The 26,979-nt window shown below is 43.8% G+C and carries 37 protein-coding genes and 1 pseudogene; 26 read left to right on the forward strand and 12 right to left on the reverse strand.

The genetic code is table 11. The features are described from left to right. The first annotated feature begins 13 nt into the window (after nt 1-13). From rpsC to rplQ, 21 genes are all read left to right on the forward strand, one after another. The gene (gene rpsC / locus OCV39_RS01430; protein WP_113795475.1) at nt 14-712 is read left to right on the forward strand and encodes a 30S ribosomal protein S3; all 699 of its coding nucleotides are present in this window, start codon (nt 14-16) and stop codon (nt 710-712) included. Between the two features lie 11 nt (nt 713-723). Next, nucleotides 724-1,134: a 50S ribosomal protein L16 gene (gene rplP, locus OCV39_RS01435; RefSeq protein ID WP_017051433.1), complete on the forward strand. Its 411-nt coding sequence runs from the start codon at nt 724-726 to the stop codon at nt 1,132-1,134. Continuing rightward, nucleotides 1,134-1,325, forward strand: coding sequence for a 50S ribosomal protein L29 (gene rpmC, locus OCV39_RS01440; RefSeq protein ID WP_113795476.1), 192 nt, complete (start codon nt 1,134-1,136; stop codon nt 1,323-1,325). Before rplP ends, rpmC begins: the two co-directional genes overlap by 1 nt. Then, nucleotides 1,325-1,579 (forward strand): 30S ribosomal protein S17, encoded by a 255-nt coding sequence (rpsQ, locus tag OCV39_RS01445; RefSeq protein WP_113795477.1) that lies wholly within the window; start codon nt 1,325-1,327, stop codon nt 1,577-1,579. Before rpmC ends, rpsQ begins: the two co-directional genes overlap by 1 nt. A gap of 161 nt (nt 1,580-1,740) precedes the next feature. Then, complete coding sequence (rplN, locus tag OCV39_RS01450) at nt 1,741-2,112, forward strand: 50S ribosomal protein L14 (protein WP_017051436.1); 372 nt, start codon at nt 1,741-1,743, stop codon at nt 2,110-2,112. Nucleotides 2,113-2,125: 13 nt separating this feature from the next. Then, nucleotides 2,126-2,443, forward strand: coding sequence for a 50S ribosomal protein L24 (rplX, locus tag OCV39_RS01455; protein WP_113795478.1), 318 nt, complete (start codon nt 2,126-2,128; stop codon nt 2,441-2,443). Between the two features lie 23 nt (nt 2,444-2,466). Further along, nucleotides 2,467-3,006, forward strand: a complete 540-nt coding sequence (rplE, locus tag OCV39_RS01460; RefSeq protein ID WP_017051438.1) for a 50S ribosomal protein L5 — start codon at nt 2,467-2,469, stop codon at nt 3,004-3,006. A 17-nt stretch (nt 3,007-3,023) separates the two neighbouring features. Next, entirely contained in the window at nt 3,024-3,329 is a 306-nt protein-coding gene (gene rpsN / locus OCV39_RS01465) for a 30S ribosomal protein S14 (RefSeq protein ID WP_017051439.1), read from the forward strand. Nucleotides 3,330-3,358: 29 nt separating this feature from the next. Further along, nucleotides 3,359-3,751 carry a 30S ribosomal protein S8 gene (gene rpsH, locus OCV39_RS01470; protein WP_017051440.1) on the forward strand — a complete coding sequence of 131 codons (393 nt, stop codon included), beginning with the start codon at nt 3,359-3,361 and terminating at the stop codon, nt 3,749-3,751. Between the two features lie 12 nt (nt 3,752-3,763). Further along, the gene (gene rplF, locus OCV39_RS01475) at nt 3,764-4,297 is read left to right on the forward strand and encodes a 50S ribosomal protein L6 (protein ID WP_113795479.1); all 534 of its coding nucleotides are present in this window, start codon (nt 3,764-3,766) and stop codon (nt 4,295-4,297) included. A 9-nt stretch (nt 4,298-4,306) separates the two neighbouring features. Further along, on the forward strand, nt 4,307-4,660 hold the full coding sequence (gene rplR / locus OCV39_RS01480; protein WP_113795480.1) for a 50S ribosomal protein L18: 354 nt from the start codon (nt 4,307-4,309) through the stop codon (nt 4,658-4,660). A 14-nt stretch (nt 4,661-4,674) separates the two neighbouring features. Next, the gene (rpsE, locus tag OCV39_RS01485) at nt 4,675-5,175 is read left to right on the forward strand and encodes a 30S ribosomal protein S5 (RefSeq protein ID WP_113795481.1); all 501 of its coding nucleotides are present in this window, start codon (nt 4,675-4,677) and stop codon (nt 5,173-5,175) included. Nucleotides 5,176-5,180: 5 nt separating this feature from the next. Beyond that, nucleotides 5,181-5,360: a 50S ribosomal protein L30 gene (gene rpmD, locus OCV39_RS01490; protein WP_017051444.1), complete on the forward strand. Its 180-nt coding sequence runs from the start codon at nt 5,181-5,183 to the stop codon at nt 5,358-5,360. Nucleotides 5,361-5,365: 5 nt separating this feature from the next. Next, nucleotides 5,366-5,800: a 50S ribosomal protein L15 gene (gene rplO / locus OCV39_RS01495; protein WP_017051445.1), complete on the forward strand. Its 435-nt coding sequence runs from the start codon at nt 5,366-5,368 to the stop codon at nt 5,798-5,800. Nucleotides 5,801-5,820: 20 nt separating this feature from the next. After that, a complete protein-coding gene (secY, locus tag OCV39_RS01500) occupies nt 5,821-7,155 on the forward strand; it encodes a preprotein translocase subunit SecY (protein ID WP_017051446.1) in 1,335 nt (444 codons plus the stop codon). 40 nt (nt 7,156-7,195) lie between these two features. Further along, nucleotides 7,196-7,309 (forward strand): 50S ribosomal protein L36, encoded by a 114-nt coding sequence (rpmJ, locus tag OCV39_RS01505; protein WP_000868186.1) that lies wholly within the window; start codon nt 7,196-7,198, stop codon nt 7,307-7,309. Nucleotides 7,310-7,457: 148 nt separating this feature from the next. Beyond that, nucleotides 7,458-7,814, forward strand: coding sequence for a 30S ribosomal protein S13 (rpsM, locus tag OCV39_RS01510; protein ID WP_017051447.1), 357 nt, complete (start codon nt 7,458-7,460; stop codon nt 7,812-7,814). Nucleotides 7,815-7,833: 19 nt separating this feature from the next. Further along, nucleotides 7,834-8,223 (forward strand): 30S ribosomal protein S11, encoded by a 390-nt coding sequence (gene rpsK / locus OCV39_RS01515; RefSeq protein WP_004738778.1) that lies wholly within the window; start codon nt 7,834-7,836, stop codon nt 8,221-8,223. Between the two features lie 33 nt (nt 8,224-8,256). Beyond that, nucleotides 8,257-8,877 carry a 30S ribosomal protein S4 gene (gene rpsD, locus OCV39_RS01520; protein ID WP_017051448.1) on the forward strand — a complete coding sequence of 207 codons (621 nt, stop codon included), beginning with the start codon at nt 8,257-8,259 and terminating at the stop codon, nt 8,875-8,877. A gap of 23 nt (nt 8,878-8,900) precedes the next feature. Then, nucleotides 8,901-9,893 (forward strand): DNA-directed RNA polymerase subunit alpha, encoded by a 993-nt coding sequence (locus tag OCV39_RS01525; protein WP_017051449.1) that lies wholly within the window; start codon nt 8,901-8,903, stop codon nt 9,891-9,893. 25 nt (nt 9,894-9,918) lie between these two features. Beyond that, on the forward strand, nt 9,919-10,299 hold the full coding sequence (gene rplQ, locus OCV39_RS01530) for a 50S ribosomal protein L17 (protein WP_004729812.1): 381 nt from the start codon (nt 9,919-9,921) through the stop codon (nt 10,297-10,299). 214 nt (nt 10,300-10,513) lie between these two features. Here the strand turns inward: rplQ and OCV39_RS01535 are convergent, their stop codons facing one another. Both OCV39_RS01535 and OCV39_RS01540 read right to left on the reverse strand, forming a co-directional pair. After that, nucleotides 10,514-11,014, reverse strand: a complete 501-nt coding sequence (locus tag OCV39_RS01535; RefSeq protein WP_113795482.1) for a DUF2780 domain-containing protein — start codon at nt 11,012-11,014, stop codon at nt 10,514-10,516. Nucleotides 11,015-11,107: 93 nt separating this feature from the next. Next, nucleotides 11,108-11,728 (reverse strand): FKBP-type peptidyl-prolyl cis-trans isomerase, encoded by a 621-nt coding sequence (locus OCV39_RS01540; RefSeq protein ID WP_017051451.1) that lies wholly within the window; start codon nt 11,726-11,728, stop codon nt 11,108-11,110. A gap of 257 nt (nt 11,729-11,985) precedes the next feature. Here OCV39_RS01540 and OCV39_RS01545 point away from each other — a divergent pair, with 257 nt between their 5' ends. Further along, a complete protein-coding gene (locus tag OCV39_RS01545; protein WP_113795483.1) occupies nt 11,986-12,543 on the forward strand; it encodes a LysM-like peptidoglycan-binding domain-containing protein in 558 nt (185 codons plus the stop codon). A 6-nt stretch (nt 12,544-12,549) separates the two neighbouring features. Here the strand turns inward: OCV39_RS01545 and OCV39_RS01550 are convergent, their stop codons facing one another. The 4 genes from OCV39_RS01550 to OCV39_RS01565 all read right to left on the reverse strand — a co-directional run bounded on the left by OCV39_RS01550 (nt 12,550) and on the right by OCV39_RS01565 (nt 16,723). Then, the gene (locus tag OCV39_RS01550) at nt 12,550-13,437 is read right to left on the reverse strand and encodes a DMT family transporter (protein WP_017051453.1); all 888 of its coding nucleotides are present in this window, start codon (nt 13,435-13,437) and stop codon (nt 12,550-12,552) included. A 7-nt stretch (nt 13,438-13,444) separates the two neighbouring features. After that, nucleotides 13,445-13,897: a GNAT family N-acetyltransferase gene (locus OCV39_RS01555; protein ID WP_261888806.1), complete on the reverse strand. Its 453-nt coding sequence runs from the start codon at nt 13,895-13,897 to the stop codon at nt 13,445-13,447. 69 nt (nt 13,898-13,966) lie between these two features. Beyond that, on the reverse strand, nt 13,967-14,536 hold the full coding sequence (locus OCV39_RS01560; RefSeq protein ID WP_017051455.1) for a Crp/Fnr family transcriptional regulator: 570 nt from the start codon (nt 14,534-14,536) through the stop codon (nt 13,967-13,969). 225 nt (nt 14,537-14,761) lie between these two features. Then, a complete protein-coding gene (locus OCV39_RS01565; RefSeq protein ID WP_261888807.1) occupies nt 14,762-16,723 on the reverse strand; it encodes a bifunctional 2',3'-cyclic-nucleotide 2'-phosphodiesterase/3'-nucleotidase in 1,962 nt (653 codons plus the stop codon). Nucleotides 16,724-17,043: 320 nt separating this feature from the next. Between OCV39_RS01565 and cysD the strand changes: the two genes are divergently transcribed. From cysD to cysC, 4 genes are all read left to right on the forward strand, one after another. Beyond that, nucleotides 17,044-17,952 carry a sulfate adenylyltransferase subunit CysD gene (gene cysD / locus OCV39_RS01570; RefSeq protein ID WP_017051457.1) on the forward strand — a complete coding sequence of 303 codons (909 nt, stop codon included), beginning with the start codon at nt 17,044-17,046 and terminating at the stop codon, nt 17,950-17,952. Nucleotides 17,953-17,970: 18 nt separating this feature from the next. Next, nucleotides 17,971-19,401 (forward strand): sulfate adenylyltransferase subunit CysN, encoded by a 1,431-nt coding sequence (gene cysN / locus OCV39_RS01575; RefSeq protein WP_017051458.1) that lies wholly within the window; start codon nt 17,971-17,973, stop codon nt 19,399-19,401. A gap of 142 nt (nt 19,402-19,543) precedes the next feature. Continuing rightward, nucleotides 19,544-21,268 (forward strand): SLC13 family permease, encoded by a 1,725-nt coding sequence (locus OCV39_RS01580; protein ID WP_113795488.1) that lies wholly within the window; start codon nt 19,544-19,546, stop codon nt 21,266-21,268. Between the two features lie 65 nt (nt 21,269-21,333). Continuing rightward, nucleotides 21,334-21,975 carry an adenylyl-sulfate kinase gene (gene cysC, locus OCV39_RS01585; RefSeq protein WP_017051460.1) on the forward strand — a complete coding sequence of 214 codons (642 nt, stop codon included), beginning with the start codon at nt 21,334-21,336 and terminating at the stop codon, nt 21,973-21,975. A 56-nt stretch (nt 21,976-22,031) separates the two neighbouring features. Here cysC and OCV39_RS01590 read toward each other — a convergent pair whose 3' ends face one another. The 6 genes and pseudogenes from OCV39_RS01590 to OCV39_RS21155 form a co-directional block, all read right to left on the reverse strand. Then, a complete protein-coding gene (locus OCV39_RS01590) occupies nt 22,032-22,931 on the reverse strand; it encodes a TIGR03899 family protein (RefSeq protein WP_017051461.1) in 900 nt (299 codons plus the stop codon). Between the two features lie 305 nt (nt 22,932-23,236). Beyond that, nucleotides 23,237-23,665 (reverse strand): annotated as a pseudogene (locus tag OCV39_RS01595) (DUF3299 domain-containing protein); the annotation flags it as partial. Nucleotides 23,666-23,786: 121 nt separating this feature from the next. Continuing rightward, nucleotides 23,787-25,052, reverse strand: a complete 1,266-nt coding sequence (locus OCV39_RS01600; RefSeq protein WP_261888809.1) for an ABC transporter permease — start codon at nt 25,050-25,052, stop codon at nt 23,787-23,789. Beyond that, nucleotides 25,049-25,771: an ABC transporter ATP-binding protein gene (locus OCV39_RS01605; protein ID WP_261888810.1), complete on the reverse strand. Its 723-nt coding sequence runs from the start codon at nt 25,769-25,771 to the stop codon at nt 25,049-25,051. Before OCV39_RS01605 ends, OCV39_RS01600 begins: the two co-directional genes overlap by 4 nt. A gap of 73 nt (nt 25,772-25,844) precedes the next feature. Next, nucleotides 25,845-26,531 carry a zinc uptake protein ZrgA gene (gene zrgA / locus OCV39_RS01610; RefSeq protein WP_261888811.1) on the reverse strand — a complete coding sequence of 229 codons (687 nt, stop codon included), beginning with the start codon at nt 26,529-26,531 and terminating at the stop codon, nt 25,845-25,847. A 141-nt stretch (nt 26,532-26,672) separates the two neighbouring features. Continuing rightward, nucleotides 26,673-26,960, reverse strand: coding sequence for a DUF2607 family protein (locus tag OCV39_RS21155; RefSeq protein ID WP_390903228.1), 288 nt, complete (start codon nt 26,958-26,960; stop codon nt 26,673-26,675). Nucleotides 26,961-26,979 lie beyond the last annotated feature (19 nt).

A 26,979-nucleotide genomic window follows, 5' to 3' on the forward strand; every position in this document is an offset into this window, starting at 1 on the left:
AGGAGAGTAAGCAATGGGTCAGAAAGTACATCCTAATGGTATTCGTCTTGGCATCGTCAAGCCTTGGAATGCTACATGGTTTGCTAATACCAAAGATTTCGCTGCCAACCTAGACGGCGACTTCAAGGTACGTCAGTTCCTAACTAAAGAACTGAAAAAAGCGTCTCTTTCACGTATCGTTATCGAACGTCCTGCTAAGAGTGTTCGTGTGACTATTCACACAGCTCGTCCAGGCGTTGTTATCGGTAAGAAAGGCGAAGACGTTGAGAAGCTACGCGCAGCTGTAGCTAAAATTGCAGGCGTACCAGCACAAATCAACATCGCTGAAGTACGTAAGCCTGAGCTAGACGGTCAACTTGTGGCTGATAGCATCGCATCTCAACTAGAACGTCGTGTGATGTTCCGTCGCGCTATGAAGCGTGCGGTACAGAATGCTATGCGTCTAGGCGCTAAAGGCATCAAAGTACAAGTAGGCGGCCGTTTAGGCGGTGCTGAAATTGCACGTTCTGAGTGGTATCGTGAAGGTCGTGTACCTCTACATACTCTACGTGCTGACATTGATTACGCAACTTCTTCGGCTCACACCCAATACGGTGTGATCGGCATTAAAGTTTGGATCTTCAAAGGTGAGATTCTAGACGGAATGCCTGCTGCTAACGCAGTAGAGCCAAAGGCTGATAAGCCTAAGAAGCAGCGTAAAGGCCGTAAGTAAGGAGTCGAGACATGCTACAACCTAAACGTACTAAGTTCCGCAAGGTTATGACAGGTCGCAACCGTGGTCTAGCTAAAGGTACTGATGTAAGCTTCGGCGAATTCGGTCTTAAAGCTATTGGCCGTGGTCGTCTGACTGCTCGTCAAATTGAAGCGGCACGTCGTGCAATGACACGTCACGTTAAGCGTCAAGGTCAAATCTGGATCCGTGTGTTCCCAGACAAACCAATCACAGAAAAACCACTTGAAGTTCGTCAAGGTAAGGGTAAAGGTAACGTTGAGTACTGGGTAGCCCAAATCCAACCTGGAAAGGTAATGTACGAGATGGGTGGTGTACCTGAAGAATTGGCACGTGAAGCGTTCCGCCTAGCGGCTCGTAAACTGCCTTTCAAAACTACCTTTGTAACTAAGCAGGTGATGTGATGAAAGCACAAGATCTACGCGAAAAAAACGTTGAAGAGCTAAATGCAGAGCTTTTGGGTTTGCTACGTGAACAGTTCAACTTGCGTATGCAAGCTGCTACTGGTCAACTACAGCAGACTCATACTCTAAAAACTGTTCGTCGTGATATCGCACGTGTGAAAACTGTTTTGACTGAGAAGGCAGACGCATAATGAGCGAACAAAGTCGTACACAACAAGGTCGTGTTATTAGCGATAAGATGGATAAATCTATCGTTGTTGCTATCGAGCGCGTGGTAAAACACCCAGTTTACGGTAAATACGTAAAGCGCACGACCAAAGTACACGCACATGATGAAAACAACGAATGTCGTCTAGGCGACTCAGTTGAAATTCATGAGTGTCGTCCACTGTCTAAGACTAAGTCTTGGGCATTGGTAAAAGTTATCGAAAAGGCGAAGATTTAATCTCGCTTATTCAATAACTTCCAAGCGGCTCCAAAATAATTTTGGGGCCGCTTGTTTTTTGTCTACCCAATCACAAAAAAGGGTGGTACAATTCGCGTCCCTTTTAAAGAGGCAGCCCGACCCGTGATGGGTCTAGTTTTAATATTTAGCGGAGCACTAACATGATCCAAATGCAAAGTACACTCGACGCTGCGGATAACTCCGGCGCTCGTAGAGTAATGTGTATTAAGGTTCTGGGTGGCTCTCACCGCCGTTATGCACATATCGGAGACATCATTAAAGTTACTGTTAAGGAAGCAATTCCTCGCGGTAAAGTTAAAAAAGGTGATGTTCTTAAGGCGGTTGTAGTGCGCACCCGTAAAGGCGTTCGTCGTCCAGACGGTTCTGTCATTCGCTTCGACCGTAATGCTTGCGTATTGTTGAACGACACTACTGAGCAACCAGTCGGTACACGTATCTTTGGGCCAGTGACTCGTGAACTTCGTAACTCGAAATTCATGAAGATTGTTTCACTAGCACCTGAAGTTCTGTAAGGAGCGTTACAAAATGGCAGCTAAAATCCGTCGTAATGACGAAGTAATCATTCTTGCTGGTAAAGATAAAGGCAAGAAAGGTAAGGTAACTAAGGTTCTGACAACTGGTAAAGTTATCGTTGAAGGTATCAACCTTGTGAAAAAGCACCAAAAGCCGGTTCCGGCTCTAGGTCAGCAAGGTGGCATCGTTGAACAAGAAGCAGCAATTGATGCTTCTAACGTTGCAATCTTTAACGCGGCTACTGGTAAAGCAGACCGTATCGGTTTCCGTATCGAAGATGGTAAGAAAGTTCGTTTCTTTAAATCTAACGGCGAAATCGTTTCTAACTAATAGAAGTAATTTGGAGTTCTACTATGGCGAAACTGCATGATTACTACAAGTCGTCTGTAGTCGCTGAACTTACCAAAGAGTTCAGCTACACAAGCGTCATGCAAGTCCCTAGGATTGATAAAATCACCCTAAACATGGGCGTTGGTGAAGCAATCAACGATAAGAAACTACTAGAAAATGCAGCATCTGATATGGCAACGATCTCTGGTCAAAAGCCGCTTATCACTAAAGCTCGCAAATCTGTAGCTGGTTTCAAAATTCGTGAAGGCTACCCAATCGGTTGTAAAGTAACCTTGCGTGGCGAGCGTATGTGGGAGTTCTTAGAGCGTTTAATCTCTATTGCTCTTCCACGTGTACGTGATTTCCGTGGTGTTAGCGCTAAGTCTTTTGACGGACGCGGTAACTACAGCATGGGCGTTCGCGAGCAAATCATCTTTCCGGAAATCGACTACGATAAAGTCGATCGTGTCCGCGGTCTTGATATTACTATCACGACGACTGCAGGCTCCGATGAGGAAGGCCGTGCTTTGCTGGCTGCCTTTAACTTCCCATTCCGTAAGTAAGGTGAAGGGTTACTGTTATGGCTAAACAATCAATGAAAGCACGTGAAGTTAAACGTGCGAAGCTAGTAGCTAAGTTCGCTGAAAAGCGTTCTGCGTTAAAAGCTCTTATTAGCGATGTAAACGCATCTGAAGAAGATCGTTGGAATGCAGTTCTTAAACTGCAAGCTCTTCCTCGTGATTCAAGTGCATCACGTCAGCGTAACCGTTGCAACCAAACTGGTCGCCCACACGGTTTCCTACGTAAATTCGGTCTAAGCCGTATTAAGGTTCGCGAAGCTTGCATGAAAGGCGAGATTCCGGGTCTTCGTAAGGCTAGCTGGTAATTGCCACTTAATCATTTGGAGTAAATCTTATGAGCATGCAAGATCCGATTTCGGATATGCTGACCCGCGTTCGTAACGGTCAATCAGCAAATAAAGTTGCTGTGAAAATGCCTTCTTCAAAGCTTAAAGTTGCAATTGCTGCATTACTTAAAGCTGAAGGTTATATCGCTGAATTCGCTGTTGAAGGCGAAGTAAAACCAGAGCTAGAAGTTACACTTAAGTACTTCCAAGCTAAACCTGTAATCGAGCAAATCCAACGTGTATCACGTCCTGGTCTTCGCGTCTATAAAAATAAAGACTCGTTACCGTCTGTGATGGGTGGTCTGGGTATTGCTGTAGTGTCCACTTCCAAGGGTCTGATGTCTGACCGTGCTGCTCGTAAAGCAGGTCTTGGTGGTGAAATCATCTGCTACGTAGCTTAATAGGAGTAGGATATGTCTCGTGTTGCTAAGGCACCTGTTGCAATTCCTGCCGGCGTAGAGTTGAAACTAAACGGCCAGGAAATCACTGTTAAAGGTGGTAAAGGTGAACTAACTCGCGTTCTAAACAACGCTGTAGTTATCTCACAGGAAGATAACACCATTACGTTCGGTCCACGCGAAGGCGTAGCTAACGCATGGGCACAAGCAGGCACAGCTCGTGCTCTTGTGAACAATATGGTTGTTGGTGTTACTGAAGGCTTTACTAAGAAGCTGACCCTTAAGGGTGTAGGTTACCGTGCTGCTATGAAAGGCAACGCTGTAGGCCTAACTTTGGGCTTCTCACACCCTGTAGAGCATGCTCTACCAGAAGGTGTTAAAGCTGAATGTCCAAGTCAAACTGAGATCGTTATTACTGGTTGTGATAAACAACTAGTAGGTCAAGTTGCGGCTGACATTCGTTCTTACCGTGAGCCTGAACCTTATAAAGGTAAAGGTGTTCGTTACGCAGATGAAAATGTGCGTACTAAAGAAGCTAAGAAGAAGTAAGGTAACACTATGGATAAGAAAGCATCTCGCATCCGTCGTGCTACACGTGCGCGTCGTAAGATTGCGGAACTGGGTGCAACTCGCCTAGTAGTACACCGTACTCCTCGTCACGTGTATGCTCAGGTTATTGCATCAAATGGCTCTGAGGTTATCGCTGCAGCTTCTACCGTAGAAAAAGCGATCCGTGAGCAAGTTAAGAATACTGGTAACGTAGACGCTGCTGCAGCTGTAGGTAAAGCTATTGCTGAGCGCGCAATCGAAAAAGGCATTTCAAATGTTGCTTTCGATCGTTCTGGTTTCCAATACCACGGTCGAGTAGCGGCGCTAGCAGATTCTGCTCGCGAAGCTGGTCTGAAATTCTAAGGTAGGGTTGGAAGATGGCTAAAGAACAACAACAAGCTAGTGATTTGCAAGAAAAACTAATCGCTGTTAACCGTGTTTCTAAAACGGTTAAAGGTGGTCGAATCATGAGCTTCACTGCACTAACAGTAGTTGGTGACGGTAATGGTCGCATTGGTTTCGGTTACGGCAAAGCTCGTGAAGTACCAGCTGCGATTCAAAAAGCAATGGAAAAAGCGCGTCGTAACATGGTTACTATCGCACTTAACGAAGGCACACTTCACCACGCGGTGAAAGGTCGTCATTCGGGCTCTAAGATCTACATGCAGCAAGCTGCAGAAGGTACAGGTATCATCGCCGGTGGCGCGATGCGTGCAGTACTTGAAGTTGTAGGTGTACGTAACGTATTAGCAAAAGCTTACGGTTCTACTAACCCAATCAACGTTGTTCGCGCAACGATTGCTGGTCTAGCAGACGTTAAGTCACCAGAAATGGTTGCAGCTAAACGTGGTCTAACCGTTAAAACAATTTCGGAGTAAGAACCATGGCTAATACTATTAAAGTGACTCAAACTAAGAGCTCAATTGGTCGCCTACCTAAGCACAAAGCGTGCTTGAAAGGTTTAGGCCTTCGTCGCATCAACCATACAGTAGAACTTGAAGATACACCGTGTATTCGCGGTATGATCAACAAGGTTTACTACATGGTTAAGATTGAGGAGTAATCAGAATGCGTTTGAATACTCTATCACCGGCTGCTGGCTCTAAACCTTCTAAGAAGCGTGTAGGTCGTGGTATCGGTTCTGGCCTTGGTAAAACAGGTGGCCGCGGCCACAAAGGTCAAAAATCACGCTCTGGCGGTTCTGTTCGTCCAGGTTTTGAAGGCGGTCAAATGCCTTTGAAACAGCGTCTACCTAAATTCGGTTTCACATCTCGTAAGAGTCTTGTGACTGCTGAAATTCGTCTAGCTGAGCTAGCGAATGTTACAGGTGACGTAGTTGACTTGAACAGCCTTAAAGCGGCTAACTTAGTAACTAAGAACATCGAATTTGTAAAAATCGTACTTTCTGGTGAACTAAGCAAAGCTGTGACTGTTAAAGGTCTACGCGTGACTAAAGGCGCTAAAGCTGCAATCGAAGCTGCAGGCGGTAAAATCGAGGAATAATCTCGAGGAACGAGGTACAGATGGCTAAGAAACCAGGACAAGATTTTCGTAGTGCTCAGAGCGGTTTAAGTGAATTAAAGTCGCGCTTGTTATTCGTAATATGTGCACTTTTAGTATTCCGAGCCGGTTCTTTTGTGCCGATTCCTGGTATTGACGCAGCTGTACTTGCCGATTTGTTCGAGCAGCAAAAAGGTACCATCGTAGAAATGTTTAACATGTTCTCCGGTGGTGCTCTTGAGCGTGCATCTATATTAGCATTGGGCATCATGCCGTATATTTCGGCATCTATTGTTGTCCAATTGCTAACTGTAGTTCATCCAGCGTTAGCGGAACTCAAAAAAGAGGGTGAAGCAGGCCGTCGTAAGATAAGCCAATATACGCGTTATGGCACGCTTGTACTTGCAACGTTCCAAGCTATAGGTATCGCAACAGGCCTACCAAACATGGTCGATAATCTGGTTGTTATCAACCAAACCATGTTTACGCTTATTGCTACCGTGAGTTTAGTAACTGGTACCATGTTTTTGATGTGGTTAGGTGAACAAATTACAGAGCGTGGAATCGGTAATGGTATTTCAATACTAATTTTTGCAGGTATTGTTGCAGGGTTGCCTTCGGCAATCGGACAAACAATTGAGCAAGCGCGTCAAGGTGAATTGCACGTACTTCTTCTATTGTTTATTGCGGTATTATCTTTTGCTGTTATCTACTTCGTAGTTTTCATGGAGCGTGGTCAACGTCGTATCGTCGTTAATTATGCAAAACGTCAACAAGGTCGTAAGGTATTCGCAGCACAAAGTTCTCACTTGCCACTTAAAATTAATATGGCAGGTGTAATACCAGCAATTTTTGCATCAAGTATTATCTTGTTCCCAGGAACATTGGCTCAATGGTTTGGTCAAAATGGTGAGAGCAGCGCATTCGGTTGGTTAACTGATGTGTCTTTGGCTCTTAGCCCTGGTCAACCGTTGTATGTAATGCTTTATGCTGCTGCAATTATTTTCTTCTGTTTCTTTTATACAGCGTTGGTGTTTAACCCACGTGAAACAGCGGATAACTTGAAGAAGTCAGGTGCATTCGTACCCGGCATCCGCCCAGGTGAGCAGACAGCGAAATATATCGATAAAGTGATGACTAGACTAACCTTAGCTGGTGCTCTATACATTACTTTTATATGTCTGATTCCTGAGTTCATGATGGTCGCTTGGAACGTACGTTTCTATTTTGGCGGCACATCACTACTTATCGTAGTGGTAGTTATCATGGATTTCATGGCACAGGTACAGACTCATCTGATGTCACAACAGTATGATTCTGTGTTGAAAAAAGCGAATCTGAAAGGTTACGGCCGTTAATTCGGTTGTAGAAGTTCAGTTCCAATTACGGAGTTTAGCAATGAAAGTTCGTGCTTCCGTTAAAAAAATCTGCCGTAACTGTAAAGTTATCAAGCGCAACGGTGTTGTGCGCGTAATTTGCAGTGAGCCAAAGCACAAACAGCGCCAAGGCTAATTAGCAGAAATTTTTACTTGAAATATAAGGGTTGGTCGAGTATATTCCTCGGCCTACCTTTTGCGTGCAAAAGAAGTAGTATGCCGCAGCGTATCCTCGACGGGCTTTGCTGCGGATAATTCTTTATTAAAGTACCTAGGAGTGAATAGTGGCCCGTATAGCAGGCATTAACATTCCTGATCAAAAACATGCTGTGATTGCACTTACTGCAATCTTCGGCATCGGTAAGACCCGTTCTCAAGCTATTTTAGCTGAAGTGGGTATTGCTGAGAATGTTAAGATCAGTGAACTAACTGAAGAGCAGATCGATCAACTGCGTGATGGTGTAGCTAAGTACACTGTAGAAGGTGATCTACGTCGTGAAGTATCGATGAACATCAAGCGTCTTATGGACCTTGGCTGTTACCGCGGTCTTCGTCATCGTCGCAGTCTACCACTACGTGGACAGCGTACTAAAACCAACGCTCGCACCCGTAAGGGTCCGCGCAAGCCGATCAAGAAATAGTCGGATAAGGTAGAGTACAATGGCAAAACAACCAACTCGCGCGCGTAAGCGCGTACGCAAGCAAGTCGCAGATGGCGTAGCGCACATCCATGCTTCTTTTAACAATACCATCGTAACCATCACTGACCGTCAAGGTAACGCACTAGCTTGGGCTACTGCAGGTGGTTCTGGTTTCCGCGGTTCTCGCAAATCTACTCCGTTCGCAGCACAAGTTGCAGCTGAACGTTGTGGTGAAATGGCTAAAGAATATGGCCTAAAGAACTTGGAAGTTATGGTTAAGGGTCCAGGTCCAGGTCGTGAATCTACTGTTCGCGCACTGAACGCTGCTGGTTTCCGTATCACAAACATTGTAGATGCGACTCCTATCCCTCATAACGGTTGTCGTCCACCTAAGAAACGTCGCGTATAACGTTCACGTTTCTAGGAATATTGGAGAAGAATCATGGCAAGATATTTGGGTCCTAAGCTGAAGCTTAGTCGTCGCGAAGGCACTGACTTATTCCTTAAGTCTGGTGTTCGTGCGATTGATACCAAGTGTAAAATTGATAACGCACCAGGTGTACACGGCGCTCGTCGCGGTCGTTTATCTGAGTACGGTGTTCAGCTTCGTGAGAAGCAAAAAGTACGTCGTATCTATGGCGTTCTAGAAAAACAATTCCGTAACTACTACAAAGAAGCTGCGCGTCTTAAAGGCAATACAGGTGCAAACCTACTTCAGCTTCTTGAAGGTCGTCTTGATAACGTAGTTTACCGTATGGGCTTTGGCGCTACTCGTGCTGAATCTCGTCAACTAGTTAGCCACAAAGCTATCCTAGTTAACGGTAAAGTTGTTAACGTTCCTTCTTTCAAAGTAGATGCTAATGACGTTGTGTCAATTCGTGAGAAAGCTAAACAGCAATCTCGCATTAAAGCAGCTCTAGAAGTTGCTGAACAACGTGAAAAAGCAACTTGGATTGAAGTCGATGCTGGCAAAATGGAAGGTACATTCAAGCGTATGCCTGAACGTTCTGACTTATCAGCTGACATCAACGAACACTTGATCGTCGAACTTTACTCTAAGTAAGGTTAAACTAAAGAGAGGACACAATGCAGGGTTCTGTAACAGAATTTCTTAAGCCACGTCTTGTTGACATCGAACAGATCAATACAACACATGCAAAAGTAACTCTTGAGCCATTAGAGCGTGGCTTTGGCCACACTCTAGGTAATGCGCTTCGCCGCATTCTACTATCTTCTATGCCGGGTTGTGCCGTAACAGAAGTAGAGATTGAAGGTGTACTACATGAGTACAGCACTAAAGAAGGCGTTCAAGAAGATGTTCTTGAAATCCTTCTAAACCTTAAAGGTTTGGCTGTGCTTGTTGCCGAAGGCAAAGATGAAGTGTTTATTACGCTTAACAAATCAGGCTCAGGCCCTGTTGTTGCAGGTGACATCACCCATGATGGTGATGTAGAGATCGCTAATCCTGAACACGTTATTTGTCATCTAACTGATGACAACGCTGAGATCGCTATGCGTATCAAAGTTGAACGTGGTCGTGGTTACGTTCCAGCTTCAGCTCGTATCCATACTGAAGAAGATGAGCGTCCAATCGGTCGTCTACTTGTTGATGCTACTTACAGCCCAGTCGATAAAATCGCCTATGCAGTAGAAGCAGCACGTGTAGAACAACGTACAGATTTAGACAAGCTCGTTATCGATATGGAAACGAACGGTACTCTAGAACCTGAGGAAGCGATTCGTCGCGCAGCTACTATTTTAGCTGAGCAACTCGACGCGTTCGTAGATCTTCGTGATGTACGTGTACCTGAGGAGAAGGAAGAGAAGCCGGAATTCGATCCAATCCTACTGCGTCCTGTAGACGATCTTGAACTAACAGTTCGCTCTGCTAACTGTTTGAAGGCAGAAGCGATTCACTACATCGGTGATCTAGTGCAGCGTACTGAGGTTGAGTTACTTAAAACTCCAAACCTTGGTAAGAAGTCTCTTACTGAAATTAAAGATGTTCTTGCTTCACGTGGACTGTCTCTGGGCATGCGCCTAGAAAACTGGCCACCAGCGTCTATTGCTGAAGATTAATCGTAAAAGTTAGAAGGATTAGGTCATGCGCCATCGTAAGAGTGGTCGTCAACTCAACCGCAACAGCAGTCATCGTAAAGCGATGTTCAGCAACATGGCTAGCTCTCTTGTTCGTCACGAAGTTATCAAAACTACCGTGCCTAAAGCAAAAGAACTACGTCGCGTAATTGAGCCTTTGATTACCCTAGCTAAGACAGACAGTGTTGCTAACCGTCGTCTTGCATTTGCACGCACTCGTGATAACGAAGTTGTTGCAAAATTGTTTAACGAACTTGGACCGCGTTTCGCGGCACGCCAAGGCGGTTACACTCGCATTCTTAAATGTGGTTTCCGTACTGGTGACAAAGCTCCAATGGCTTACATTGAGCTTGTAGATCGCCCAGCTGCTGAAGAAGCTGCTGAGTAATCAGTTCGATAAAATAAAAGCCGAGCATTTATGCTCGGCTTTTTTGTACCCCAAAGAAAAGTTATTACTGTCTAGGTCATTAAGGCTATTAGGTCATCTAAGCTATTTAGGTTTTCAGGCTATCTAGTAGCCGCCAACCAACAAATTGGTTAGCAATCAACACGTTCGACGTAACAACATGCTTCTTGTTGATATTTGAAGCGATAAGTTAATTTTACTCAGCCCAAAGCCCTGTTACTGATTCCAATAGACCTGATGTCGCCCCTTGTTTGGCAAGATAGTCGATAATGACAGGTGCAAATTGCGCAATCATTCCAGGATCTAAGCCTAAAGTGCTGAAAACATTTTTTACAGCATCGATGTTTCCAACCATACTCATTAATCCTGAGGTTCCCCCTGTTAATGCCGACATTCCTGGGATAAGGCTTGAAAGCTCACTCTTATCATCACTGCCTAAACTACTGTTAGCCAAAGCAAGAAGAGCACCAGCACCACCTGCTGCCTGTTCGTTTGAAATAGGGAGTTGAGAAGTCAGTAATGAGGTTAGAGGTGACTCTTCAGATGCCGAGTTTGTTTGTGTTAGTGTATTTGTGACCATCGAGGATAAATCCGTTGCTGGGTCATCATCTGATTTTGAGCCAAAGCCAAAAAAAGCGTAACTGGGTGCGGAGCATAGAGAGAAACATATTGCTGCAGTACATAAGCGTCTATTCATTTTGAACTCTTGTCGTCGATTGTTATTACTTTTATTTTAGACGAAAAAAAGCGACGCAATTGCGTCGCTTTGATTTTTTATTAATTCTAAGAATTAAAGAATAGCTAGAAGCTCAACTTCAAACACAAGAGCTGCAAAAGGAGGGATTGCAGCGCCAGCGCCACGCTCACCATATGCAAGATCTTGTGGGATGTATAGTTTCCACTTAGAGCCAACAGGCATCATTTGTAGAGCTTGTACCCAACCTTGGATTACGCCAGTTACTGGGAATTCTGCAGGTTGACCACGAGAAACAGAGCTGTCAAAAACAGTACCGTCAGTTAGCTCACCGTGGTAATGAACACGAACTTGCTTGTCAGAAGTTGGAATTTCGCCAGTACCTTCTGTAAGGATTTCGTATTGTAGACCAGACTCAAGAACCGTTACTTCTGAACGAAGAGCGTTGTCAGTTAGGAATGCTTCACCGTCTGCTGCTGCTACTTTAGCAAGCTCTTGACGTGCTGCTTCACCACGAGTGTGTAGCTCTTGCAGTGCGTTGTTGATTTCGTCAACTTCGATAGCTGGCATGTCACCAACTAGTGCTGTTGCGATACCAGCAGCGATAGCGTCAACGTTAAGACCTTCAAGACCAGAACCCGCTAGTTGTTGGCCCATTTGTAGACCGATGCCGTAGCTTGCTTTTTGCTCTACTGTTTCAAATTTTACTTCAGACATGAATGTCACTCTTTATTTGTACAAAGAAAAGAGAAAGGATACCAGTATTAAACCGAGGAGGAAACGCTAAAGCTTCTTTCGAACAGGAAAAGGCACACGATGTGACATTACTCAGGTTACTAAGTATCTTGTAATTATGCATTCATTCACTATGGGTCGAAATAGTGTAACAAGGTTAAGGAAATTGATGCTTTCCTCTATACTCAAGCGGCAATGCTTTTTATAATATTGGTTCAAAATAAAGGAGATGTGTAGCGATGAATCGTCGACACAAGAAAAAGCAGCAAGTTAATTATGTTGAACTGGCAAAAGCGAAATTAAGCGCTTTTGATGGAAAAATTGTGCTGGCTCGTCTTAAGAATTTTTGGCAGGGTTTACCGCGTCTACATCGCCGTATAATCAGCGTGTTGGCTCCTTTAATTTGTATTCTGGCTCTTTTACCTGCACCAAAGCCTAGTATTAAAAGTCCAGTAGTGAATGAACGTGTTGAGCTGAGTATTAATACTCAAAGTTTAAGCGAACAGCAAAGCACGGAACAATCCTCTTTAAAATCTGAATCATGGCGTGAATACACGGTTAAGAATGGCGACACCTTATCGCAAGTTTTCCGTAATAATTCATTGCCGATGACAGATTTAAATGCGCTGGTAAAAATAGAAGGTTCTGATAAGCCATTAAGCCAAATTAAGAAAGGGCAGTTAGTCCGTTTTAAATTGGCATCTGATGGTAATTTGGACATTCTACAATTGGAAAAAGGGAGTTCTTCAGTGATGTTTTTCCGTTTATCTGATGGTGGCTTCGGAAGAAGTAAATAGAAAAAATCACTTACTAGAACGGGGCGTGACAAGTTGCTGGCTTATCCATTTTTTCGGTATCAATGGTAATAAAATTAAGCAGATACCGATTACGGTCAGCCAATTAGGTATTTCATCAAACCACCATACTCCCAAGATCGCAACGAATATTAACCCTGAATATTCTGCAAGTGCAATTTGAGACGCTGGCGCTTTTTTATAGGCGACAACGGCTAGACCATTATAGGTCAAAATTAGAGACGCACTTAATATTACCCACCCAAGTTCAGCTACGCTTATCGGCTGCCAATTCAGCACTGCTAATACACCCGCCACGGGAATAGACATTAACGTCGTCCACATCAATGTGGTGATCACAGGTTGCTCTGCTGGTATTTTTCGGACTAATACATTAAATAATGCGAGTGTACATGCGGTGCCAAGAGCGAAAAAAGCAGCCCAATGAAACTCCGAAGGTCGAAGAACAATCATCACCCCAATGAAACCTACCACAGTACCAATCACTTTATTTAAGCGTGGCTTTTCGTCTAAAAGCCATACCGATAATGGCAACATCAACAGTGGTGCTGCATAGAAAACAGCGTTAGCCGTTGCGAGAGGGAGATAGGTAATGGCTACCATCATACAACCACTGCCAATCAAAACTAAGTGTGCTCGTATTGCCGTGACTCGGCGGTTATTCAGTACTCTTTTGGATTTCGATTGGCGAAGCCAAAAAGGAAGGATCAGCAAGAGTGACATTACTTGGCGGATGAAAATGTATTGGTATGGTGATATCCCTCCGTCCAACAATTTAACCGCAACATCAGATAACGAAGCGGTTAAATTTCCCAGAATCAGTAAGGTTACCGCCAAATTGGTTGGTGACACATTCGTGAAAGGGTTACCTAGCATTGAGGTTCTATTTTTCTAAGCGCATATCAATATGCGGAATGTCATCTTCCAAATAGGTCTCTGAGATACTTTGAAAACCATGCTGCAGATAAAAATTCTCTAGATGTTCTTGTGCGCCGATGTCGATGGTTTCGCCCGGCCATAGGTTTTCGCATTGTAATAACGCTTGCTTGACGAGTTGGTGACCTAAACCTGTACCACGAGCACTCTCTTTTGTTGCTACTCGGCCAATACTGACATTGTCATAGCTGATACCTGTTGGAAGGAGTCGAGCGCAAGCCACTAAGTTGCCGTTATCAAAGCCCATGAGGTGATGCACGCCATCCATGCAATCTTTACCATCTAGTTCAGGGTATGGGCAGGTTTGCTCAACAACAAAAATATTGATCCTGAGTTGAATGAGTTCATGAAGTTGAGAGGTTGTCAGTTGAGAGAACGTCGCCAGTTGCCAAGAGATCATATACACACCAAATTGCTTAATCGATAGCTACAATCTATCAAGTTCGTGGCTTTCTGACATTAACTTATGTTAACTCTTTTCTTTGATGCGAGCTTTAATTCGGCTTAAGCTGATGTGAGTGATACCAAGGTAAGCGGCAACTTGGTAATCGTTCAAGCGAGCTAATAAATCTGGATAGTGTTGGCAAAATAGCCCGTATCGCTCTTCTGGTGTGTACAGCAGCATGAAACGTTCCTTATTCTCCTTATGCATCAATTGAGTTTCAAGGAGCTTTAGATAGAGCGGATGAGACTCTTCTCGCCATGAGTGCAACGCCTGAGTTGGTAGGCATAGCAAACTGACAGGGGTTAAGGTCTCAAGCAAATATGGGGATGGCTGGTTCTTGATTAAGCTTTCAAACCCAATCATCCAATCTTGATCCCAATAAAATTCCTTACTGAATTGTTTACCTTGATCCGTTAAATAGCATGCATGACAGAGCCCTTCAATCAGGAAGTAAATTGAGTCAGCGACTTCCCCTTGGTTGACTAAAATATGTCGCGTAGGCAGTTCTAATGGCTTTGCTATTGAGAGTAGGTTGTCTATCTCGTTGGCATCAAATCCGTTTATTGATAGTTGATGATGCAGCTGTTCATGCATGAGAGTGTTCTTCCAGAGTATGCGCGTTATGGGGCCTATCATATACTGAAATACCTAGCCGTTGCGATGTTAGAGGAAACCATAGGTAGACCTTTAGTCATCTGACTGCCAATGCAACGTGTCATGGGTTGTGCTAACGGAAAATAGTGGCGAAATTAGGAAACATAAACAAAAAAACGCAGCTCAAAGTGAGCTGCGTTTGAAAGTAATACGCTTAGCGTTAATTTATTTCGCTAAATCTAGTTTGTAAACCGCAAAGCCAACTTCATCTGTCGCGACTTGTGTCATTGGGTATTGACCTTTGTCTTTGATAAATTGTGCGGCTTTTTCGCTTGGGGATGTTTCAAAGCGAATATCGAGTTTTACATCCGTCTTGATTGGTGCAAATGACCAGTTGTTGTCTGCACTTGGAATTACTTGGCCTTTCTCTTTGCTTACGCGTGAGATGTAGCTTGCTAGTACCGTACGGTTCTCATCTGGTGCATCAAACGCTACGAAATCACTACCAGTACCTGGGAACTTGTTGCTGTAAGCACGGTAGTTGTTTGTTGCAATGATGAACGGTTGCTTCATATCGATTGGTTTACCTTGGTAGGTTAGGCCAACAATACGTTGCGAATCAGCGTTAATGACTTTGCAGTTGCCGTCGTATTTCGCAGGTTGAGTAATATCGATTTGGTAGTTTACGCCATCGATAACATCAAAGTTATACGTACGGAAGTTGTCCCAATCGATCAGCGATTGTGATGCTGTGCTGTTAGGATCGATCTGCTTGAATTGACCAGCAGAACACTCAAGCCACTCTTTTACTTCGCTGCCTGTTACTTTCATTGCAACTAAAGTGTTTGGGTACAAGTAAAGATCCGCAGCGTTACGGAACGTTAGTTGGCCAGATTCCACTTCAGTAAAGTTAGCAGGATCGTTACCACGACCGCCGGCTTTAAATGGTGCCGCAGCTGATAGAACTGGCGTTCCGTCTAGGTTTGGGTCACCTTGGATAAAGCGTTCTACGTAATCTTTTTGTGCTAAGTTAACAATTTGAACAGTAGGATCATCTTGAACCAATGCAAGGAAGCTGTACATGACATCGCTTGCTTTACCGATTGGTTGGTTAACAAAGTCACGTGTACCATTGTGATCTTCTTCAAGTGCTTTCAAAATACCAGTATCGGCTTTTGCAAGAGACTGTTTAGTTTTCTTGTTGTAGATTGGACGAGCTTCAGATTGACCTGAAGTCACTTCCCAACCGCCGTCTTTTTTCTCTAACACAAGATCCATAACACCAACGTGGCTACCCCAACGACCTGGCATTACTGCCGCTACGCCATTCATGGTGCCTTTTTCGTTGTCGATGCCTTCAATACCATCAAACCCTTTACCTGGGAAAACCGCGTGCGCATGGCCAAAGGCAATCGCATCAATGCCTTCAACCTCTGATAAGTAGAAGCTTGAGTTTTCTTCACCGAGTTTATGAGGTTCTGTAGAGACACCTGAGTGTGGGATCGCAATAATAACGTCCGCACCTTCTTGCTTCATTTGAGGTACGTAAAGTTCAGCGGTCTGCTTAATATCTTTCGCGATCACTTTACCTTCAAGATTCTTCTTATCCCACACCATGATTTGTGGTGGAACAAAGCCAATGTAACCGACTTTAATTTCTTGAGCATTACCGTCTACATCTTTGAAAGTATGCGTTTTGATTAAGTAAGGCTTGAAGTAGTGCTCGCCAGTCTCTTTGTCATACACGTTAGCATTGACGTAAGGGAAGTTCGCATCGTTTAACGACTCTTTTAAGAAATCAAGACCGTAGTTAAATTCATGGTTACCAATGTTTGCGGCATCATAATCAAGTTGGTTCATCGCCTTGTAAACAGGGTGGATTTCACCAGGCTTAATCCCTTTTGCTGCTTGGTAATCACCCATTGGGCTACCTTGAAGAAGATCGCCATTGTCGACCAATACACTGTTGGTCACTTCATTTCGGGCTTCTTTTACTAAAGTAGCAGTGCGGCTAAGACCTGTTTTTTTCGTTGCTTTATCTTTGTAGTAGTCATAGTCCATTACGTTCGTGTGAATATCTGTTGTTTCAACGATACGTAGTTTAATTGTATCGGCCATTGCTGGGCCTGCCATTGCTAGCATGCCGCCAAGAATTGCAAGAGATAGAGGTTTCACTGCCACTTTCATTGTTTGCTCCAATATGAGGGGGAGATTAATAACGGGTCTAATGTAACAAAAGGCGCTGAAACAATGATGGATGCGGTTAATAAAGTGTGATGTGTCACGATTACTTAATAGCGTTCTGTCATGAATGTCTCAGCTTTGCTTGTTTTTTGTTCGCCCTGTTTGTTTTGTAAACCGCTATTAATGTAGAAAAGTTCACCTGAAAAATCTTCCCTTATCAGCTTTTCGAATAAAAAATGAAATTTTAGAATTTCCAGTAATATATATAGATGGACATAATAGGTGCATCAATGAAGCAAGGATCGCGATAAGGAAGCAGAAAGATGGACCAACAACGTTTAACCCACTTAAAACAGCTAGAAGCGGAGAGTATTCATATTATCCGCGAGGTTGCTGCTGAATTCGGCAATCCTGTCATGATGTATTCCATTGGAAAAGACTCCTCTGTGATGCTGCATCTGGCTCGAAAAGCGTTTTACCCGGGGAAAATTCCATTCCCACTACTGCATGTCGATACCAACTGGAAGTTTCGCGAAATGATTGAATTTCGTGATCGCACTGCCAAAAAGTATGGTTTTGATCTACTGGTGCATAAGAACCCTGAAGGGCTTGAGATGGGGATAAACCCATTTGTGCATGGCTCATCTAAACATACCGACATCATGAAAACTCAGGGCTTAAAGCAAGCGTTAAATCATTATGGATTTGATGCTGCTTTTGGTGGCGCTCGACGTGATGAAGAAAAATCGCGAGCTAAAGAACGCGTTTACTCTTTCCGAGATAAAAATCATACCTGGGATCCTAAAAGCCAGCGCCCTGAATTGTGGAAGACTTATAACGGCCAGGTGAATAAAGGGGAGAGCATACGCGTATTCCCGCTATCAAACTGGACGGAATTGGATATCTGGCAGTACATCTATTTAGAAAATATTGAAATTGTACCGCTGTATCTTGCTGAGAAGCGCCCTGTGGTTGATCGTGATGGCATGCTGATCATGGTTGATGATGAGCGTATGGATATTGGTGAAGATGAAGTGGTTGAAGAGAAAAGTGTGCGTTTTCGTACCCTTGGTTGCTACCCATTAACAGGTGCGATTGAGTCTGAGGCAAATACGCTTACGGGAATTATTGAAGAGATGTTGGTGGCAACGTCGAGTGAACGACAAGGGCGAGCGATCGACCACGATCAGTCAGGATCTATGGAACTGAAAAAACGCCAAGGTTACTTCTAAGGATCTAAGGAAAGAATAATGAATAGTGCAGTTGAAGCTGAACTCGCTGAGTTAGGCATTGAAGGTTATCTTAATCAACACCAATATAAATCGATGCTCAGATTTTTAACTTGTGGCTCGGTTGATGATGGGAAAAGTACCTTAATTGGACGTTTGCTCCATGATACGCAGCAGATCTATGAAGATCAGTTAGCGGCGGTTCACTCAGATAGCCAACGCGTTGGAACGACGGGTGAAAAGCCTGATTTGGCCCTCCTGGTTGATGGCTTGCAAGCTGAGCGTGAACAAGGGATCACCATTGATGTTGCTTATCGTTATTTCTCTACTGAGAAGCGTAAGTTCATTATCGCGGATACTCCTGGGCACGAGCAATATACGCGTAATATGGCAACCGGAGCTTCGACTTGTGATCTTGCAGTGATCTTGATTGATGCTCGAAAAGGCGTACTAGACCAAACTCGTCGCCACTCATTCATAGCTAACTTACTTGGCTTGAAACATTTTGTCGTCGCGGTCAATAAAATGGATCTTGTGGATTATTCACAACAGCGTTTCGAAGAGATCCGCGATCAATATTTATCGTTTGCTGAAAATTTGCAAGGCGATACCAATATTCAGATTCTTCCACTGTCTGCTTTAGAAGGTGAAAACGTTGCATCGGCGAGTCAAGAAATGTCATGGTTTGAAGGCCCAACTCTGTTAGAGGTTCTTGAGACTGTCGATATTGATCAAAGTCGCTCTGGTGGTGACTTCCGCTTCCCAGTGCAGTACGTCAATCGTCCTAACCTCGATTTTCGAGGTTTCTCTGGGACGATTGCTTCAGGTCAGATTGCTGTTGGCGACACGATCAAAGCACTTCCTTCAGGCAAGTTCTCTAAAGTGGCGAGCATTGTCACGTTTGATGGTGAACTACAATCTGCTCAAGCGGGGCTGGCGGTAACACTGACTCTTGAAGATGAGATTGATATTAGCCGAGGCGATCTAATCGTGTTGGAGAATGCTGAAATTGAAACAACGAACCATCTGTTAGCCGATGTGGTGTGGATGACTGAGCAACCGCTTAAACCGGGTCGTGAGTATGATATTAAAGTGGCAGGTAAAAAAACACTTGGCCAAGTTAGCTCTATTCGCCATCAATACGATATTAATAACCTCTCAACCCATACGGCAAGTGAATTGCCGCTCAATGGTATTGGCTTGTGTGAGTGGTCACTAACCGAATCTGTGGCGTTAGATAAATATCGTGAATGTGCGGATACTGGTGGCTTCATCATTATTGATCGCTTAACCAACGTTACGGTGGGAGCAGGGCTTATCCGTGAAGGTTTAGATAGCGTGGCGAAGGTTCAAGGTGACTTCTCTGCATTTGAAATCGAATTCAATGCATTAGTTCGTAAACATTTCCCGCACTGGGATGCGAAAGATTTGAGCCAACTACTTCGCAAGTAGAGATAAAAGTCAGCCAGTAGAGTTGTAAAAGTAGGGTGTGAGATTGACTAACAATCGAATGTCTCACTTGGGGTTATGTCTCTAATTCAAATAGGTGAATGTGTGGAAGTGAGTGATCACTTTCACACTCAGGGAAGCGTTTATGTGGGAACAAGGATTTGTGTTAGCAGTGCTGCTTGGCATCATCACTTGCCTACTGACAACTAAAATTAAACCTAGCATCATATTTGCCAGTGCTTCATTCATCGCTTTTTTAGCGGGGATGATAGAGCTGAAAAGTGTGGCTGAAAATTTCACGAATTCTTCATTATTAACGCTAGTTTTGCTTGTTTTGGCCTCCTGTGCATTAGAAAAAACTCGCCTTATCAGTTGGGTGAGCCGAATTATTTCTAATGGGAAGTTGGGTACAGTTGTGGCGAAGCTCGGCGTTTCAACGGCTTTACTCTCTTCGTTTACCAATAATACCGCAGTGGTGGTCTCGTTAATTAGTGCCATTAAGCGCAACCAGAAACATGCGCCATCAAAATTACTTATTCCCCTTTCCTATGCGGCTATTTTAGGGGGAACGTTAACGCTGATTGGCACTTCAACCAATTTGATCATCAACAGCTTTGTTGAAGATGTTGGATTACCTAGCCTCAGCTTTTTTGCTCCAACAATGATCGGACTTGCCGTGTTGTTTGGCGGTGTCTTGATCTTGATCCCTTTGAGCTATTTATTGCCTGATTATGACGATCAAAACCAAGATGACTTGCCTTATTTTCTTGAAGCGCGAGTAGAACCTGGTTCACCATTGGTGGGGCGTAGCGTGAGTGAAAATAACCTTAGAGCGTTACGTAAACTTTTTTTGGCTGAAGTGATCCGCGATGGCGAAACAAAAACCTCCATTGATCCAGACTTTGTACTCATGGCAAGAGATCGATTGCTGTTTTGTGGTGATGTTGAAAGTGTCGCCACTCTGCAAGAAATACAGGGGCTCACTCTATTTGGTCAGCATCACCTAAATGGACAGAGTTTTGTTGAAGTAGTGGTGAGCTCTTCGGCAAGCTTCTGCAATAAAACATTAAAAACCAGTCATTTTAGAGATAGGTTTGATGCAGTAGTTGTGGCAATTAGACGCGGACATGAACGGCTAGAAGGTGGACTAGGCAATATCACGTTAACCGCTGGGGATACCTTAGTTTTAGTTCCCGGAAAACGCTTTGAGTCGGAGAGACAAGCCCATCGACGTGAATTTGTATTGATTAATGATTTAGATTCGAGTGCAAAATTGGATCAAAGCAAGTCAACACTCGTATTGCTAGGTTTCGCTGCCGTGATTGGTTGCTCGCTATTGGGTTATGTTCCGATTATCAAAGGGTTATCGCTGTACCTACTGGCGATGATTGTGATGGGTATTATTCAGGTAGGTGAGATTCGTCGACGATTTCCCATTGATATTGTCGTTATTGTTGGCTCGGCTCTTTCTATTGCCCAGTTGATGATTTCCTCTGGTCTCTCTATGCGAATGGGGGAAATGTTCATGGAGGCATTCAATGGTTGGGGGGTATTTGGTGCTTTAGTGGCGACTTACTTTGTGACTTTGATTTTAACGGAGCTCGTAACCAATAACGCCGCTGCCGCTCTCTCTTTTCCTATTGGCTACAGTATGGCGATAGGATATGGCGTCGATCCCATGCCATTTATTATGGCGGTGTTGTTTGGTGCCAGCGCCAGTTTTATCTCCCCTTATGGCTATCAAACCAATTTATTGGTCTATAGCGTGGGCAATTATCAAATGAAAGATTATCTACGAATTGGAGTGCCGATTTCTATCGTTTACTCTGGATTGGTTTTAAGCCTGATCCCTTACTTTTTCCCATTTTGAATATATTTAAACAGTACCAAAGCATGGAAGGAATGGGCTGTTTTGGTACTTGACAAGGATTGACTATGACAACATCGACAGCTACATCAACAGCGCCACTAACAGTAAATAAAGATGAAAATATCGTTTGGCATCAACACTCGGTTGATAAAGCGTTCAGAGCTAAATTGAAGCATCAGAAACCGGTAGTACTTTGGTTTACGGGGTTATCTGGCGCTGGGAAATCAACCGTCGCAGGTGCTTTAGAGTCAAAACTGGCTCAGTTAGGTCACCACACCTATTTACTCGATGGGGATAATGTCCGCCATGGTTTGTGTGGCGATCTGGGCTTTTCTGATCAAGACCGCCGTGAAAATATTCGTCGTATTGGAGAGCTCGCTAAACTGATGGCCGATGCTGGATTGATTGTGCTTTCTGCGTTTATTTCGCCTCATCGTGCTGAGCGGCAGTTAGTGCGAGATTTATTACCTGAGGGGGAGTTTTTGGAAGTATTTGTTAACGTACCACTCGAAGTGTGCGAACAAAGGGACCCAAAAGGTTTATACAAAAAGGCGAGAGCAGGGCAAATTGCCAACTTTACTGGTATTGATTCTGTGTATGAAGCGCCATTGAAGCCTGAGATCGATCTTCCTGCTGGGGAACTATCGGTTGAGCAACTTGTTGAACTTTGTATTCAGGCGCTAAAGGATCGCGCGGTGATCTCATAAGGTGAATTAGGGGCGATGTTATGTCGCCCTTAATTCATATAAGTTCGAGTTTGATCTTAAACGGTGTGGTGAACGGTGCTTTTTACCTCGGTTTGAACGGTAAATTTTTGACTAAGCAGCCCCACCAGTTGATCGTAATACTGCATATTGGGTTTATTACCTAGCAGCTTGCATAATTCATTACCCGTCGGGCTGAAGCGGTAATAGACAAGCTTCACCCCTTTACCTAGCGGCTGCAAACTGATCTGTTTACCTTGATAGGTCAAGCTAAGTGCTGGATCAAACTCGATCTCCCCTGATTCCAATTCGGTACCAAGTAGTAGCCCAAGCTCAATCAATAGCAATAAACTAGAGTAGGGAATTTGGAAGCTACCTAAATTAATGGTGCTGGTGGTATCTCGTTTACCAAAGCTGAAGATCCCCGCATGCGATTTATACCCGAGCAGTAGCTTTCGGCTATTATCACTCCCAAAACTGCAGGCCAATGAAGCGGCTCTTTGTAAGTTTTGCGCCTCTTTCGGGGTCATGTCTTTGAGTATTTTCAATGCCTTCATCGACGTTGAACCTGGGTTGGTCACTTCTCTTTTGAGTACCTGTGCCCAGAGTCTTTGCATTGACGTGTTATGAATATCTTGAGCCATGTCGAAGAAGCGATACAACCAATCTTGATCCGGTTCTCCTGCGGTTTCATCTTTACATGATGCGTGGGTAATTTTTAGGATCTGTTCTAGGTTCTTTTGCCGCTGTTCTTTACGCTTCTTCTCTCGGACGAGTGCGCGTTCAATCAGTTTTTTTTCTGGTGCATCTTTTTGCAGCATCGCATCTAAGCTATAGCTTTGTGCAATGTTCATAACTCGACTTGCACTATCTTTTATGTATGACTTTTTTTCTTGATGCGTAGAGCTTTGAGTATTTGATTCATGCTCAATAACGATTGGTTTGTTTGTCTCTGCCATATTGGATACCGTTTCAAGGATGTGTATGCACCTAGATAAAATGTACCGCTTTAAAGGGTTTGGTGCTAGTCAAACCCTTTAAGGTGAGATCTGAACTAAGAAAATTTGACTATCACAAATGATAATAACTTGTTAAAATTGTTATCGTCAAAGTGAGGTCTTATGATGCAATTTAAACAGAATAAATGGAAGAAACAGCTGTCGATAACACTATTGCTGATAGTGTACGTCGCTGTATTAGTCTATTTATCTAAATATATTGTTTAGACTAGTCTTTTTTACTGGTTGATCATTTGTTAAAAATATTACATATCGTCATACGCTTCTATTGACGTACCCTCAATTAAGTATCCAGTTTCAGCCAAGTCATGGTTCATCGTTTCAGTTTTTAATGTCCCTTCTAGATAAATCACATCCCATAGGTCTTGAACGGGAGCCCCTTTAGGGAATTTTACATAAATGATTTGGTTCGGTGGTGGTGGTGGAACATGGATGCAAGCACCAAAATAGGGCACAAGTAAGAACTCCGTGACCTTATTTTCATCACCTTCTAGCGGAATCACAAATCCGGGTATCTTCACCTTGCTGCCATTTAATTCTGTTCTCACCGCTCCGAGTTTTGATTGGCTCATTGTTGTGCTTGAATGATCTACGGTTGGCATTCCAAACTCATCAAATTTGTTACGCTCGCTCTTGGGGATCAGATCTATCCAGTCTAGGGTCAAGACTTCATCACTACTCGGCATCTCAACGTTTTGGCTTTCAACCTTAGAGTTTGCAAAGCTAGGGCTGGTTACCCCTAAAAAGCAGAGCAGTATTAGTAGGTTTTTTCTCATTATTGTTTACCTTATCTATTTAAATTCGTATGGTCATGCCATCACTGAGAGATTGTTTATAAGCACGAAAAGCGGGAATGAAGCCGATAACTAAACCAGCCGTTTGGACTAATCCGAGTAGCAACCATTCATGATTGCTTATTCCATTAAGTGCGATGTTGATGCCATAGTGCTGCTGGATAATTGGGCCGATGACGGCAAGCAGGGCATACAGAGTGATGACTCCAGTGGTAATACCCACGAAAGTTAATACACTTGCTTCACTTATCAGTAGAGCAAATACATGCTTTGGCCTTGCCCCCATCGCTCTGAGAATGGCCATTTCTCGGCGTCTTTCTTGTAAGCTGGTCAGTAAGCTGCTTAGCATACCGAGTAAACCGGCAACAACTACAAATCCTGAAACAATCATTAACGCTTGTTCTGCTACCGACATCATTCCCCACAATTCATGCAGAGCAATACCGGGCATGATGGCGCTGAGTGGCTCTTTACGATAAGTATTGATTTGTCTCTGGAGCGAAAAAATCTGAATTTTTGACTTCAGCCCAAGCAGCATGGCCGTGATCTGCTGTGGTTGAAGCTTGAGTTGGTGAGCCTCTAATTGCGCTGCGGTTGGGTTGTTACCTAAATTGGCACCTGACTCCCATCCGACATGGATGGCTTCAATGGCAGGAAGTGAAACATGCACAGTTTTATCGACTGGGGTGCCTGTTGGAGCAAGGATACCGACCACTTTAAAAGGAAGGTTATCATGGCGACTAAATCCAACGTCGCTGATGCCATGAGCTAAGATGATCTCTGTCCCGATTTGATAACCAAGAGATTTAGCGACATCTGAACCAATCACAGTTTCGAATAATGATTTAAATTCAGCACCTTGGCTAAAAGTAAGTGGTTGCTTACTACCATATTTAAAATGCTCAAAATAGCTATGGTTGGTTCCCATGACACGAAATCCTTTATGAGTATCGCCTAATGAAATGGGAATCGCCCAATCGACAGAGCGGTGTTGGCTAAACTCTTGATAACTTTTCCAATCAATATTATTTGTCGCGTTGCCGATCCTAAATACAGAATAGAGCAGCAAATTTACCTGTCCAGAGCGACCACCTACGATAAGGTCGGTGCCTGAAATGGTGTTCGCAAAACTGCTTTTCGCTTGAGTTCTGACTCGCTCAACACCCATTAACAACACGACTGAAATCGCAACGGTTAAAATGGTAAGGATAGCCGTCGTTTTGCGGTTTAAGACGCTCTTCCATGCTAGGTGTGCGGTTGTTTTCATGAATCTAATCCCGCTTTGTTGATGGTTTTCAAGTTAATTGAACGTTGAAATAGTGGTTCTAAGGTTGGATCGTGGCTGACAAATATCAGTGTTGAATTTGCTCGTTCAACTTCTTCCATTAGAACGGTGATGAAAGCGCTACGATTATCATGATCAAGAGCGGAAGTCGGTTCATCTGCGATGATAATTTCAGGGTTACCAATCAAAGCTCTAGCTGCCGCAACCCGTTGTTGTTGTCCAATGCTCAGTTCGGTTACTGGTTTATGAATTAACGTGCTAGGTAGGTGTAATCTTTTGAGTAACTGTTCTGCTGCTTGCTTGATATCACCTTGGACTCTCTGCTTACGGAGAGTGGAAAATTGACAAGGAAGAATGACATTATCGAGAACCGATAAGTAAGGCAGTAAGTTGAACTGTTGAAATATATAACCAATATGCTCCGCTCTAAAATGATCTCGCAAACTCGGTTTCAACGTGCTTAAGTCGGTGTCTAAAATGGAGACTTCACCTTCTTGAGCTGTATTTATACCCGTCATTAACCCTAATAGTGTCGACTTACCGCATCCACTCGGGCCCTTAATAAAAAGGTGCTGTTTGGATTGGATCTCTAGAGATGGAATGAGTAACGTCGGTTCCATTTCCTCCTTCCAGCGAAAGCTGACATCTCTTAGTTTTACCACACTCTGCGTCGGTTGGTTTGAGTGATTATTCTCTATCATTGAGCTCCCCACTTGATAGTAAAATCAACATAAAGAGATAGCCAAGTAAGCACCTACTTACTTGGCTAGCTAATTAAAAGTTAAACTTGGTGTTCTTTGGTGAGAGTTCTAGTGCCGTTTGCTTAGTGTCAGTGAGCAAATTCACTTCAATCGACTCTGTACTTGGAAATGCATTGAACCAAGAGGTTTGGAATTCAGTTAACTTAGTGATGTCGCCGCATTGATAGTGGTATTCAACGGTAAATGAACCGTGTTGACCATGAGCTTCTGAATCGTGATCATGCTCATCATGGTGTTCTGCATCATCATGTTTGTCATGATGATCGTCATGTTTATCGTGGTGTTCTGCGTCATCATGTTTGTCTTGATGGTGATCATGCTCATCGTGATGTTCCGCGTGATCATCTTCGTCATGATGATTGTCTGAGAGCGTATGTTTTACCGATTTGAATTCCAGTTCACAGCTTGCATTACCAGAGAGAGAAATAAGCTGTTGTGGCTGTTCTAGTAGAGCTACGGCTTTTGCAAGAGCCTGTTTCTCTGCATCGGTTTCTGGTGGGTGTTCAAATCCAACGACATCGGCGCCCGGAGCGGATATTTCAAATAAAAGTTCTTGACCATCTTGGGCGATATTTAGCTCTACATGACCATGGACATGCGCTTCGTGATCACGAAAATCATCTTCGGCGTGCGCTGAAGAAACCTGTAAAGAGAGTGCGATAAGACCTGCGAGTGTTGTCCATTTTGTTTGCTGTTGCATGATGTGCCCTTTAATAACTTAAAATAGTGAAAATATTGATCATCGCCATGCGGGTACGTATCCAAAACCAAGCTCTTAAAACTAAGCTCTTAAAATTAAGTCATGGATGTGATCGTGAAATGCATAGCGGTATAGGAATAACTATTTTAGTGACGGAGGAGAACGTGCAAGGTAGGGGAAATAGAGTCGAGCCGTCGATCTCACATCTTCTGTATTAGGGAAGAGGAAAGGTGTAAGAGGTGTGAAAATGAGTGGTGAAGAATGTGATAACCCTTGCTGGGCAACGGAAAACAACTCGCATTGATGGTGCTGGTGGTGTGAAGACTCTAGATCAACTTGGTGTGCCGCAAATGCAACGTTAAGCCATAGCGTTAGCAAAATTGCTACTACGGTCGTTAGCTTACTCATTGACTGTCGACGTAACCACATAGTTCAAGTACGAGATGGA

The sequence above is a fragment of the Vibrio cortegadensis genome (assembly GCF_024347395.1).
Lineage (GTDB): Bacteria > Pseudomonadota > Gammaproteobacteria > Enterobacterales > Vibrionaceae > Vibrio > Vibrio cortegadensis.